Source organism: Tenacibaculum xiamenense, assembly GCF_964513065.1.
GTDB lineage: Bacteria > Bacteroidota > Bacteroidia > Flavobacteriales > Flavobacteriaceae > Polaribacter > Polaribacter xiamenense.
The window spans coordinates 1-13,117 of sequence record NZ_CAZEQU010000008.1 but is presented as its reverse complement, the minus strand read 5'-3'; the positions used below and the strand labels follow the sequence as shown (position 1 = coordinate 13,117).

Genomic DNA, 13,117 nt, shown 5'->3' with positions numbered 1-13,117 from the left:
ATTAGTAAGACAATGGATTTATTTTCTCAATTCAATGATACTCCTAAAAACTTGTTACCTAAAGATGGTACTGTTTTGTATTATGGACTAGTTATTGGGAAAAATGAATCAGATGAGTATTATGATGCATTATTGAATACTATAGAATGGAGAAACGATGAAGCAATAATTTTTGGAAAACGAATGATAACGAAGAGAAAGGTAGCTTGGTATGCCGAAAAACCTTTTGAATATTCATATTCTAATACAACAAAAACGGCACTGCCATTTACCGAGGAACTGTTAGAATTAAAGAAGTTGATAGAAAAAGAGACACAAGAAACTTACAATTCTTGTTTACTGAATTTATACCATGATGGATCAGAAGGAATGGCATGGCACTCTGATGGAGAAAAGGATTTAAAGAAAAATGGAGCTATCGCTTCTGTTACATTTGGAGCAGAACGTAAGTTCGCTTTTAAACACAAAGAAAGTAAAGAAGTAGTTTCGCTGATTCTACAACATGGTTCCTTATTGGTTATGAAGGACACAACTCAAACGCATTGGTTGCATCGTTTACCTCCAACGAAAAAAGTACATAGACCAAGAATTAATTTAACTTTTCGAACGATTGAAGAAAGTTAACTTCTTTTTATAAGATGAATAAACATTATCATTTTTTCCTGAAGCGTAAACAAAACCTAATTTTTTATTATAATTCAATTTTTATTGTAAATTTGAGTCATTATCAAATAAAGAAAACTAATTTACTATGGACAATACTACAATAAAAGGGGAGACTGTTGAGTCAAAGAGTATTACAATGAAATTGAATACATACTCTAAATTAAATGAAAAAATTAAGGCTAGCAAAGTGGCTGATGGTCCTTCTGTGAATATTTCACAACCAGAGAATATTGAAAATAAAAATTCTTATAAGGTTACAGTTTTAACCTATTTGCCAGATGCTGTATTATCAAAAGTTGAAAATAATGAAGGATTGGAACTCGATAAAGAGTTCGTTTATTTGAATTATGTAGGTATTAACCCAGTGCAATTTATGGGGAAAGATGGAAAATATACTACTTTGCAAGGTAGAGAATTTCGTTTTGATTATAACTGTGAAGTAGAGAAAGATAAAATAAAAGAGTATTTTTTATGTTATCTTCAATTTTCATATACCATTAATGATAATCAGTATGCTGATGTTATCTGGGTTAGAGATGAAAATGAAGACCCAGAAACTGATAGAGGAACGGTAACAGGACCTTCAGATTTACCTCCACCAACAACTTTATAAATTAAATAAGTTGGCTAGGTTCTTTTTTATCATAATCACTATTTTACTTAATGTTAATTTGGCATATGCTCAAAGAGATAACTTCTTGGAGGAGCAAGGTAAAAAGCTATGCTCATTAGATTCTGATATTACACTTTGTAAGGCTCATGAATTTTACCAAAAAAAGGTTTATGATTCGTGTTATACGTACAGTAGTAAAGCATTACTTTCTGAGCAAAAACATGATGCGAAGTGTTATCTGATTTATATACAGGGTTATAGTGCTTATAAAAAGCGTTTGTATAAGAAATCACTCGTTAATATGCTGGAGTTGATAAAGAACGAAGATTATAAGCAGAGTAGTTTGTATTTACTTGGAAGCATATATCTAAATTTGAAAGATTTTAGAAAGGCCATAATTTATATTGAAAAATGGATTAAAGATGATACAAATAAGGTACCAAGGATACAAAAGCTAATGTATCATGATTTGGGTATTTCTTATCTTCATCTCAAAGAATACACTAAGGCTAAAAAATATTTTGATATGGAAATAGACTTGTTAAATTCTAAGGATACATTATCAATTATAAAAACTAAAATGGATTTAGCGAATGTATATTATAATCAATATGTCGATAATGAAGCTATTCCACTTTTTAAAGAAGCTTTCGATTTAGCTAAGTTGTATTCAAATTTGGAGTGGAAGAAGTTAACGACTCAAAACATGGCAGTAGTTGAGCGAAACCGAAAGAACTATAAAGAAAGCGTAAAATATTATGAAGAATATATAAAATGGAAAGACTCTATTTGGAATAGGGACAATATTGTTGGGCTTGTTGAAAAAGACAAACAAATCGCAGTTGCGCAAAAGCAACAAGAAATTACTTTACATGAAGAGGAACTTAAACGACAAAAGTTGGTTCAGAATGGTTTGTTAGCAGGCGCTTCAGGGCTGGTTGTTTTTATTGGTTTTTTAGGATTTCTTTATCGAAAACTTAAAATACAAAATGAACTAATAACACAACAAAAGGAAGATTTAAATGTGGCTAACAAAACTAAAAACTATCTTTTCTCAGTGGTTTCACATGATTTAAGATCTCCAATGAATACGATTAAAAGTCAACATATAGATTTAAAGAATCACATTGAAGCCAATAATCTTGAAGGGATTAAAAAAGCAAATAATGCCGCTATACTTGTAACGGAAAGTACAAGTCATTTGTTAAATAACGTTTTACATTGGTCTTTAGAGCAAAGCAATCAGTTAGTTTTTAATACCAAAGAATACGCACTAAGACCTTTAGTACAACATGTTTTACATGATTATACACATTTAGTGGATGCTCGAGGAATTACTATTGAAACTGAGCTTGAAAATATATTGGTTAATATAGATAAGGAATCTATTAAAATAGTGTTACGAAACCTCTTGGACAATGCCTTAAAATATATGGGGAACAAAGGACGTATTACTATTAAAACAGGTAATTTTAACGATAATGAGGCTTTTATAACTGTGGAAGACACAGGTCAAGGTATTTCTGCCGAAAAACTTAAAAAGATTAATGCTTTAAAAGATTTAACAATTGATAAGATTGATAGATCCAAAGGAGTCGGTCTCGGACTTTTGTTATGCCAAACATTGGTAAAAAAGAATAAAGGAAGTATAAGCTTTGAGAGCGAGGAAGGTAAGGGAACTAGAATAACAATTGTACTACCTAAGGTAATAGAATAAAATAAAAAAGCTCAGTAATTATTTACTGAGCTTTTGTTTTTATGAACGTAGCATTCGTTTTATAATTTCATCATAAACGTAGCAGTAATAATCATGGTGCTGTGGCAATAATATATTTTCGTGATCTTTCGTGTTTTTTATAATGTCTAAATCAAAAAGTTTGATCTCATCTACTTCTGTTTCTTGAAGTTTTAAATCTTCTATTTCAACAGTTAATTCACCAATATATATGTGATGGAATTCATTATCAATAATTCCATTAGGATGGTTAACTTGATGTTTTCGAGTCCCAATTTTGTGTAAATCTCCAGGAAGAATTGTAAAATCTATTTCTTCTTTTACTTCACGTAATGCCGCAATTTTTATTTTTTCTCCGGCAGCAATGTGCCCAGCAACGGATATATCCCATAATCCCGGGAATACTTTTTTTGTTAAAGCTCTTTTCTGTAATAATATTTTTTTATCCGAAGTATACAACCATACATGTATAGTAGGGTGGAAGTATCCATGTTTATGGGCCTCCGATTTCAAACAAGTTTTTCCAGTATAGTTTCCATTTTCATCAACAATATCAATAAGTTCGTCCATATAAAGTAGTAAATCTAAAGTTTTATTCAATTTTGAATATTAGGATTATAAATGAGAATAGTTAAGTTTCAAAATAATTCTTTAATAGTCTTCATTAAATAAAGTAAAAAACGCCATTGAAATTTCAATGGCGTTCATATTTTTATTTAAAATAAGAGAAATCTTCTCCGTCTTCAATTTTTAGAAGACTTTCATAAATTATTTTAATAACGTTTTCTACATCTTCTCTATGAACCATTTCAACAGTAGTGTGCATATACCTCAGTGGTAATGATATTAATGCTGATGCTACACCTCCATTGCTATATGCAAAAGCATCTGTATCAGTTCCAGTAGCTCTTGATAAAGCTGAACGTTGGAAAGGAATTTCATTAGCTTCAGCAGCATCAATAATCAAATCTCTTAATTTTTGTTGAACCGCAGGTGCATAAGCTACAACAGGTCCTTTACCAATTTCTAAATGACCTTCTTTCTTTTTGTCAATCATTGGAGTTGTAGTATCATGAGTTACATCAGTAACAATGGCTACATTAGGTTTAATGGTGTCAGTAATCATTTGTGCACCTCTTAATCCAATTTCTTCTTGCACAGAATTGGTAACATACAAACCAAAAGGAAGTTTTTTACCATTTTCATGAAGTAATCGAGCCACCTCTGCAATCATAAATCCACCCATTCTATTATCTAAAGCTCGACAAACGAATTTATTTTCGTTTAAAATATGGAACTCATCAGGGTAGGTGATAACACATCCAACGTGAACTCCTAAAGCTTCAACCTCTTCCTTGGTTGCACATCCACAATCGATAAAAATGTTATCAGGTTTAGGAGCTTCTTCTTTAGCCCTATTTCTCGTATGAATGGCTGGCCATCCGAAAACACCTTTAACAATGCCATTTTTAGTGTGAATGTTCACCACTTTACTAGGCGCGATTTGGTGGTCACTTCCTCCATTTCTAATCACATAAATTAAACCATTATCAGAAATATAATTTACGTACCAAGAAATTTCGTCAGCATGACCTTCAATTACTACTTTGTATTTGGCATCAGGATTAATAACACCAACAGCAGAACCATAAGTGTCAGTTATAAATTCATCAACATAAGGTTTAAGATAATCCATCCAAATTTTTTGACCTTCCCATTCATAACCTGTAGGAGCGGCATTATTTAGATATTTTTCTAAAAAGTCAATTGATTTTTTATTTAAAATTGATGTTGAAGCCATAATAAATATTTTGATTTATTGAGTAAGAAATGAGGCTAAATTAGCTCCAAAACTTACGTTTTTCGTTAAGTTCTTCTTGTTCTTTAATTTGTGCAGGAGTAAGTACTTTTAAAAAGGATGGATGTTGTTCTATCGCATATTGAATTTTTTCAACGATACTATCAATACTTTCATTTTCATAGTCAATTTCTAAAGGCTCCTTGATAATCATTGATTGAAGGACATTACGTTTTTTAATTTGTAAGCCTTTTTTATCGAAAGATCTTCTGAAACCATCTATAACAATAGGAACAACTATAGGTTTGAAAGTTTTAATAATATGAGCTGTACCTCTTCTAATAGGCTTAAATGCAGTAGTCGTTCCTTGAGGAAACGTAACAACCCAACCATCATCCAATGCCTTACCTATGTTAGAAATATCAGACAGTTTTACCTGACGATTAACATTTTTTCCAGCACTTCGCCAAGTTCTATCTATAGATACGGAACCAGTATATGCAAATATTTTCGGTAAAATTCCCGCTCGCATTGTTTCTCCAGCGGCAACATAATATACATTTAATTTAGGATGCCATATATAACCGATGTTTTTGATGTTGTCAACCCTACCTTTAAGAGCTGCATTAAACACATGGAACATCGCTGCTACATCGGCAAAATATGTTTGGTGGTTCGAGATAAAAAGAACGTTTTGTTCAGGAAGTTGACGGATAATCTCAGAGCCTTCTATTTGTAACTCGTTAAATCTACGGTATCTACCGTGAGATATAACACCTAAAATACGAATTAGCCATTTTTTTATCCATAAAATGTGTCCAAACGGATTCCTTTTAAACAGGGGCATATAAGTGGTTTTTATTAGTAGATCGCTAAATTACAAAAGAAAAAGAAGAATGTTATTATTTTATTAAATCTTTAATTTCAGATAGCATCATTGCAGTTGCCCCCCAAACAGTATAATCGTTAAGTTTAAAGCTAGGTACCTCGATATTATCCATATAAGATGTGCGCATTGGTGTGTAAACAATATTACTTTCATCTAACAAATCTCTCAAAGAAACTTCGATGATTTTAGCTACTTCGTAATTTGGAGTAAATGTTGGTTTAAAATCGACATACCCCATAAAAGGAGCAACTAAAAAATTACTTGGAGGTATGTAAGTATCTGAAAGCTGTCGGATAACTTTAACATTTTTATTTGAAATCCCAACTTCTTCATCAGTTTCACGTAGAGCCGTTTCTTTTAAGTCAAAATCGTTTAAATCAGATTTACCTCCAGGAAAACTAATTTGAGCTGAATGCGTTCCTTTATAACTAGCACGCTGTGTTAGCAGAAATTTGGTATCATTTTTTTCATCTGGATAAAATAATGCCAAAACAGCAGCTCTTCTTGGATTTTTACTCAAAATCATTTCTTCTGAGTATTTTTTTCGAACTTCAGGAGCTAATTTGAAATGAGAATTAAGACCTCCCAGAGAACGCTGTTGAAAATGATCTATTTGGTTTTTAAAATCAGAAAAAAACATATAACTTTCATAATTTCTGACAAACATATTATTTTTAAAGAGGTTAAACCAATTTTTTGGCTTGAATTTTGCTCAACAATACATGTAATATCTAACAATAAATATGAATAAAGAGAATAAATATTTAAAACTGGTTTTAAGCTTGTTATTTGATGGAATTGGATACTTATCCTATTTATTTCCTGGGTTAGGAGAGATAACCGATGTTGTCTGGGCTCCAGTAGCAGCTTTTTTAATGGCTAAAATGTACAAGGGTAATAAAGGGAAAATAGCAGCGGCAGTTACCTTCATTGAAGAGGCTATGCCTGGTTTAGATGTAATACCAACATTTACATTAATGTGGTTGTTTACATATGTTTTTAAATCGTCAAAGGAAAATAAAAAAACAATCGAAGTATAGAATAAAGAATAACAGTGACTAAAAGGTCACTGTTATTCTTTTATAATGGTTAGTTTTTCATACTTAAAAATGAAAAACTATAATTAAATCCTAAGTTGAAGAACGTAGTACTTAGACTTCCTCCTTTAGCTTTTACATATCCGGCAGCACCTCGAATACTTAAGTTTTGGTTCAGTTTAAAATCTAAACCTACACTTGGTTTTACAATTAGTCCTTGCCCAGTACTTATACCACCACCACCTGCAGCTCCTCCAAGCATTTGTGTAAATATATAGGTGGAATTATTAAAGAAGCGATTCGTTTTTACACCCAATCCAACAATTCCTTCCGCATATGCTCCCGCATCACCGAAATTAGCAAAAGCTGTTTGACCCGCGGCATATATGTGCTTATTTAGGAAAAAGTTGATTTGTAATGATATTTGATGCATATCTTGTTTAATTCTTGTATCTCTTTGTGCATTTGAGTAGACATCATGTTTTACAATTGTTTCCAGTCCTTTCAGCTTACCAAAAGAAAATGAATTGTTCTTTGAGTTTATTCCATCTTTGTCAACATAGTATTTTACCCCAAAACCAAACGATGATGATGCAAAATGACTATCAGGACTTAATATGTACCCTTTATCTATTGAAACGTATACATTTTCAAATAATTTCTGTTCTAGTGATATATCTGGATAAATTAAAAAACCACCCTTAGTGTCTACACCTCCGCCACCGCCAGCTCCAATTCCGAATTTAGCCAAAATGTTGGTTCGGTTTTTATTCATTCCAAAGTGATACCCAGCTCCAACAAATACGTCCATATAACCAGCTTTAATACCTTGATAAGCTCCATCTGCTTTTACAAAATAAAAGAAATCATCATTGATGTACGAATTATATTCAAAACCAGCTAAACGAATCGTTCTGCCTTCATAATTACCTTTAGTGACATTCATATTATTCAAATGAACAAATAAAGAGTTTCTATTGCTTTTACTATTCCATTCAGTGGATGATAATTCACCTGTAGAGTATTTACTTTCTATGTCGTCAAAATTGGAACGTTTGAATGATAATGGAATTTGCACAGCAATATTAAATTGACTGCTTTTAATGAGTCCTTTATCAAAGAAATTAATATAACTATATCCGGCAGTTGTAGAAAAATGTTTAAAGTCATATCCCAAATTAAAATGGGGAAGAATAAATGCGCCACCTCCATCTGGAGCGGATGCACCACCACCGCCACCGAAATGAATACCCGTATCGATAAACAGTTTATCGGTTAAATTCTTTTGAATTCCTGCATTAACACCTAAGGTAAAAAAACCTCCACGTATTCCTCCAATGGAACCATATATTCCAACACCTGCATAACTCCAGTCATTAATTTTCAGATTATAGTGAATTCCTGAAAAATCCATGTTAACTTCATTCTTAGGCATTTTAATAGATAAAAAATCTAATTGTGCAAAGGCGTTTTGAGTTTGAGGATTTTTTGGTTGTTCTTGTCCGTAAAAAAAACAAGCACTCAACGCTATATTAAACATGAGTGCCTTTTTTAATATGTTTTTAAACATGAATTTCTTTTAGTTGTTTAGTGATGAATTTGTTGTCGCTCTCCATTTATATAAGATGCTACAAAAGCATCTTTAAAGCCTATTTTTACTAATTCAGATTTTAACTTTTTGGCTTCAGAAAGAGATGCAAATATACCTAAAGAATATTTAAAATAATCACTGTTTTTAGAGGCGATTCCAGCCAATGAATTTTCGGATAATAAAGGGTATTTATTTTTAGAGAAAACCCCTATTTGAACTGAATAGACCGTTTGCCCATTGTTATTTTCTTCTATAGTAGCCATCTCGTCATCTAAATTGACATCTTCTTGATCCAAATCATTTGAGAGATCGGAACCATTATTTGAGACGTTCGTAATACTATCAATAACACGCTGTGCTTCTTCTGCTTTTATTTGATCAATATCAATCTTTTCTGTATTACTTGTTGTAAGACTACTTGTGGAAAAACTCCCATTTTTTACCATAACAAATATGATTCCTAAAGAAAGCCCTAAAAGCAAACCTAAAACAATAGCAATCGTTCTCGATTTTTGCTTTTGATGTTGAACATTTTCTTGTAATTCCGTAAATTCTTTTTCCCTTTCTTCAAGTTTAAGCTTCGTAGCATCAATATCTTCCTGCATTAACTGATACTTAGCTTCTTCAATAAATGGCATGCTTTAATATTTAAAGTTGGTTTCGGGTACTAAAATACAAATCTTTTTTAATTACACTTTTTTGATGCTAATGATAACACCTTTAGAGGCAGGAGTATTGCTAATTCGAGCTTTACTTTTAATAGGAACTAATACATTAGCCTCTGGAAAATAAGTAGCAGTACAATTTCTAGGGATACTATAAGGTATTACCAAGAACTGTCTTGCAATTCTTTCTTCACCTTTATAGTGACTTATCAAATCTACTTTATCCATTTTCTTTAGATTGTGAGTTTTCATATCTTCAGGGTTCATTAAAACAACTCTTCTTTCATTCATAATTCCTCTATACCTGTCATGCAATCCATAAATTGTAGTATTATATTGATCATGAGTTCTTATAGTCATTAAAATAAACTGATTTTCTCTTAACTCAATATCTGAAGCTTGGTTTAATGTAAAGTTTGCTTTTCCTGTTGAAGTAGGAGAGAAGTCCGCTTTTCTAGCATTATTAGGAAGATAGAACCCTCCTTTTTTGCGAACTCTTTCGTTGTAATTATCAAATCCCTTTATGGTGGCTTCAATTTTATCTCTGATCAAGTCGTAGTTTGAAGTTAATTCACTCCATTTAATTTCGGAGTTTTTAAGGGTGTGTTCAGCAATACCAGCAACAATTTTAGGTTCGCTGAGCAATAAAGAAGAACATGGTTTTAAGTGACCTTTGGATTGATGAACCACTCCCATTGAGTTTTCAACAGAAACAAATTGTTCTATATTGTCTTGAAGATCTTTCTCAGATCTACCTAGGCAGGGTAGGATTAACGCTTTTTTACCGTGAATTAAATGACTTCGATTAAGTTTTGTTGAAACATGTACAGTTAAATCGCAATTTCGCAGAGCATCGGCAGTGAACTCTGTGTCAGGAGTAGCCGAAATAAAATTACCTCCCATTCCAAGAAATACTTTTGCTTTACCCTTATGCATAGCTTCAATGGCTTCTACAACATCATATCCATGTTTTTTTGGTGCATTAAAATTGAACTCCTTTTCAAGTGCATTTAAAAATGGTAATTTAGGTTTTTCCCATATTCCCATTGTACGATCTCCTTGAACATTGGAATGACCTCTAACAGGACAAGTTCCAGCACCTTTTTTTCCAATACTACCTTTTAAAAGGAGTAAATTAACGACTTCTCTAATATTATCAACTCCGTTTTTGTGTTGAGTAAGCCCCATGGCCCAACAAATAATAATGTTATCGTTATTGATTATAAGTTCTGAAGCTTTTTTTATTTCAGGAAGAGTTAAACCAGTTTGTGGTAATAACTCATCAATAGAATAGGAATCAAGATCGTTCATTAATTCATCAAATCCATGAGTCTGGTTTTTTATAAATTCATGATTAAAGACTGTACCAGGTTGTTCCTCTTCCTTTTGCTTCATTAATTTCATGATAATCTTTAATAAGGCAACATCCCCATTTATTTTAACTTGAAGAAACTGATCAGTTAATTTTTGACCGCTTCCAAACCATTTAATAGGGTTTTGAGGGTCAACATAATTCATGAGCCCAACTTCAGGTAGAGGATTTATAGTCATTATTTTACCACCATTCTTTTTGGTTTCTCCTAAGGCTGTTAACATTCTTGGGTGATTAGTTCCTGGGTTCTGACCGATAACAATTACTAAATCCGCGTGATTGAAGTCGTCAAGTGTAACAGAGCCTTTCCCAATACCTAATGTTTGTGATAAACCACTACCACTACTTTCATGACACATGTTCGAACAGTCAGGAAGATTGTTTGTCCCAAATTGTCGCACAAACAATTGATAAAGGTAAGCAGCTTCATTGCTGGTTCTACCAGAAGTATAAAAGATAGCTTCGTCAGGGGAATTTAACTTATTTAATTCTTTGCCTATTAATGAGAATGCATTATCCCATGAGATTTCTTCGTAATGAGTTGCATTTTCTTTTAAAAACATAGGAGCAGTTATTCTACCACTTTTCCCAATTTCGTAATCAGACCATTCCGATAATTCTTGAACTGAATGAGTAGCAAAAAACATAGGGCTGACTTTATTTTTTGTGGCTTCTTCCGCTATTGCTTTGGCTCCATTTTCGCAGTACTCGGCCAAAAAAGCTCTTTTTTCATCCGGATCAGGCCATGCACAACCTGGACAATCGAATCCATCGGTTTGATTGATGTTTTTTAATAGCCCTATTGTTTTTCCAATCCCAGTTTCAGAAATAACATGCTTTAAAGCAGATTTTATAGCTGTTGTACCAACTGCTTTTTGTGGGATTTCTGTTAACTTAATACCTGTAAACTTTTCAGGTGGTTGTGCATTTGTTTTTTTTGTACTCATTTATATTATATATTGAGGGTTTGAGTATATTGTCATTTTATTTTGTCTAGTAAAACCAATAAGGCAAATACCAAACTCCTTAGCAAAATCTACAGCCAAAGAGGAGCAAGCGGACACTGCAATAATTATTGGAATTTTTGCAAAAAAAGCCTTGCTGACAATTTCATAAGAAACTCGTCCACTTACCAACATAATTGATGCTTGAGTTAATTTATTTAACTCTAATAAATGTCCAATGCATTTATCAACTGCATTATGTCTTCCAATGTCTTCTTTGGATGTAATAATACTTTTATTATTATCAAATATAGCGCAAGCGTGACTTCCGCCAGTTAATTTAAAAGCATTCTGTTGTCTTGTCATAATATCAAACATATTTTGAATATCAACAAAAGACAGTTTTAATCGATTATGAAGAACGCTTCCTTCAACTTTTATATCTTCAATCTCTTTTTTTCCACATATACCACAAGAAGAAACGGATAGTAACGTTCTTTTGTTTAAATACCCTTTTCCTAAGTCACTTTTAGCAATGGTAATATCAATTACATTATTAAAATATTCATCTTCATCAATTCTTTCTGCATTGAAATTATCGTACTTCTTATATATGTCTTCTGCAAATAGTAAACCTCTAATAAGATACTTGTCGTCTCCAGGTGTACGCATAACAACAGTATATGGTTGATTATTAATGTTTATCTGAAGAGGAGCTTCTATAACTAATTTGTCTTCTAGTTTTAACGAGTTTTCCTGAGAAGCTTTAATAGCATCATATACTCTAACTTGTTCCATAAAAACAAATATAAATAATAAAAAAGTTAAAATTGAAATAGTGTAAAATTTAAAATAATTACCTTTAACGCTTGTTTAAAAACAATATAGTTGAGTTTATTGGAATGAAAAAAATTGTAGTCATATATATACTTATTCTAGGTTTCGTGGCACATGCTCAGAAGAAAGATCAAGTTCCTAATTTTAGTGACAAGTATTATTCTTTAACTGAAGCAGACTCCGTGATGATACATTTAAATGAGGTAGCAATACTACCGAAACACAAATTTAATTCTAGAATTGATGTAAGGTATTATTTATGGTTTAAACGTAAAGTATATAAAGCCTACCCTTATGCGGTCTTGGCATCAAAGAGATTAGATAGTTTAAATTCAAGATTGGGTAAAATTAAATCTAAAAGCAAGAAAAAGAAATACGTTAAGACTGTTCAATCATATTTGGAGAAAGAGTTAACTAATAGATTAAAAAAGTTGACAAGAACAGAGGGGAGGATTTTGTTAAAGTTAATTCATAGACAAACAGGGAAAACTGCTTTTAATAATATAAAGGAGTTGAGAAGTGGTTGGAAAGCTTTTTGGTATAATACAACAGCAAACTTGTTTAAACTTTCCTTGAAGTCAGAATATAAACCAGAGACGGAGAATGAGGATTATTTAATAGAGGATGTTATACAACGTGCTTATATAAATGAGGTATTGGTATATCAAGAACCTAAATTAGAAAAGGACTATAGGCAGATTGTGTCTGATAAAAAAGGGGCAATAGATGTTGAAGTATATAAAGAAATGTTTGCAAAAAGAAAGAAAAAGAAGAAGAAGCCTCAAAAATTAAAAAAGTCTTAAAAAAGTTGATATTATAACCCATTGAAAATTAGCTTGTTTTTAGGTTGGGTTAAATGAGTTTTAAAAATAGTTTAAAAAAAGTGTTGTTGGAATAAAAAATGGTTGTATGTTTGCAGCCGCTAACACGGAAACACAGACACAGCGTTAGCAAGTTCATTGAGGTTAGG

General features: G+C 32.0%; 13 protein-coding genes. 5 read left to right on the top strand and 8 right to left on the bottom strand.

What is annotated here, in order from left to right:
• Positions 1 to 12 precede the first annotated feature (12 nt).
• The 3 genes from ACKTTV_RS01755 (at position 13) to ACKTTV_RS01745 (ending at position 2,996) form a co-directional block, all read left to right on the top strand.
• On the top strand, positions 13 to 624 hold the full coding sequence (locus ACKTTV_RS01755) for an alpha-ketoglutarate-dependent dioxygenase AlkB family protein (protein WP_408029085.1): 612 nt from the start codon (positions 13 to 15) through the stop codon (positions 622 to 624).
• 127 nt (positions 625 to 751) lie between these two features.
• Positions 752 to 1,279, top strand: coding sequence for a hypothetical protein (locus ACKTTV_RS01750; protein WP_408029084.1), 528 nt, complete (start codon positions 752 to 754; stop codon positions 1,277 to 1,279).
• 10 nt (positions 1,280 to 1,289) lie between these two features.
• Positions 1,290 to 2,996: a tetratricopeptide repeat-containing sensor histidine kinase gene (locus ACKTTV_RS01745; RefSeq protein WP_408029083.1), complete on the top strand. Its 1,707-nt coding sequence runs from the start codon at positions 1,290 to 1,292 to the stop codon at positions 2,994 to 2,996.
• A 39-nt stretch (positions 2,997 to 3,035) separates the two neighbouring features.
• Here the strand turns inward: ACKTTV_RS01745 and ACKTTV_RS01740 are convergent, their stop codons facing one another.
• From ACKTTV_RS01740 to ACKTTV_RS01725, 4 genes are all read right to left on the bottom strand, one after another.
• Positions 3,036 to 3,614: an NUDIX hydrolase gene (locus ACKTTV_RS01740; RefSeq protein ID WP_408029082.1), complete on the bottom strand. Its 579-nt coding sequence runs from the start codon at positions 3,612 to 3,614 to the stop codon at positions 3,036 to 3,038.
• A gap of 112 nt (positions 3,615 to 3,726) precedes the next feature.
• Complete coding sequence (locus ACKTTV_RS01735) at positions 3,727 to 4,815, bottom strand: M42 family metallopeptidase (protein WP_408029081.1); 1,089 nt, start codon at positions 4,813 to 4,815, stop codon at positions 3,727 to 3,729.
• A gap of 40 nt (positions 4,816 to 4,855) precedes the next feature.
• Positions 4,856 to 5,659, bottom strand: a complete 804-nt coding sequence (locus tag ACKTTV_RS01730) for a lysophospholipid acyltransferase family protein (protein ID WP_408029080.1) — start codon at positions 5,657 to 5,659, stop codon at positions 4,856 to 4,858.
• A 55-nt stretch (positions 5,660 to 5,714) separates the two neighbouring features.
• Positions 5,715 to 6,368 (bottom strand): NUDIX hydrolase, encoded by a 654-nt coding sequence (locus ACKTTV_RS01725; RefSeq protein WP_408029079.1) that lies wholly within the window; start codon positions 6,366 to 6,368, stop codon positions 5,715 to 5,717.
• Between the two features lie 76 nt (positions 6,369 to 6,444).
• Between ACKTTV_RS01725 and ACKTTV_RS01720 the strand changes: the two genes are divergently transcribed.
• Entirely contained in the window at positions 6,445 to 6,741 is a 297-nt protein-coding gene (locus ACKTTV_RS01720; protein ID WP_408029078.1) for a hypothetical protein, read from the top strand.
• A 49-nt stretch (positions 6,742 to 6,790) separates the two neighbouring features.
• Here the strand turns inward: ACKTTV_RS01720 and ACKTTV_RS01715 are convergent, their stop codons facing one another.
• Genes ACKTTV_RS01715 through fdhD form a run of 4 tightly spaced genes read right to left on the bottom strand, consistent with a single transcriptional unit; the run spans position 6,791 to position 12,108 of the window.
• Positions 6,791 to 8,278 (bottom strand): hypothetical protein, encoded by a 1,488-nt coding sequence (locus ACKTTV_RS01715; protein ID WP_408029077.1) that lies wholly within the window; start codon positions 8,276 to 8,278, stop codon positions 6,791 to 6,793.
• A 47-nt stretch (positions 8,279 to 8,325) separates the two neighbouring features.
• Positions 8,326 to 8,967 (bottom strand): SPOR domain-containing protein, encoded by a 642-nt coding sequence (locus ACKTTV_RS01710; protein ID WP_408029076.1) that lies wholly within the window; start codon positions 8,965 to 8,967, stop codon positions 8,326 to 8,328.
• 51 nt (positions 8,968 to 9,018) lie between these two features.
• Complete coding sequence (locus tag ACKTTV_RS01705; protein WP_408029075.1) at positions 9,019 to 11,313, bottom strand: FdhF/YdeP family oxidoreductase; 2,295 nt, start codon at positions 11,311 to 11,313, stop codon at positions 9,019 to 9,021.
• Positions 11,314 to 12,108, bottom strand: coding sequence for a formate dehydrogenase accessory sulfurtransferase FdhD (fdhD, locus tag ACKTTV_RS01700; RefSeq protein ID WP_408029074.1), 795 nt, complete (start codon positions 12,106 to 12,108; stop codon positions 11,314 to 11,316).
• A 104-nt stretch (positions 12,109 to 12,212) separates the two neighbouring features.
• On the opposite strand from fdhD, the gene ACKTTV_RS01695 reads away from it, so the two are divergent.
• Positions 12,213 to 12,950 carry a DUF4294 domain-containing protein gene (locus tag ACKTTV_RS01695; protein WP_408029073.1) on the top strand — a complete coding sequence of 246 codons (738 nt, stop codon included), beginning with the start codon at positions 12,213 to 12,215 and terminating at the stop codon, positions 12,948 to 12,950.
• The last annotated feature ends 167 nt before the right edge of the window (positions 12,951 to 13,117 follow it).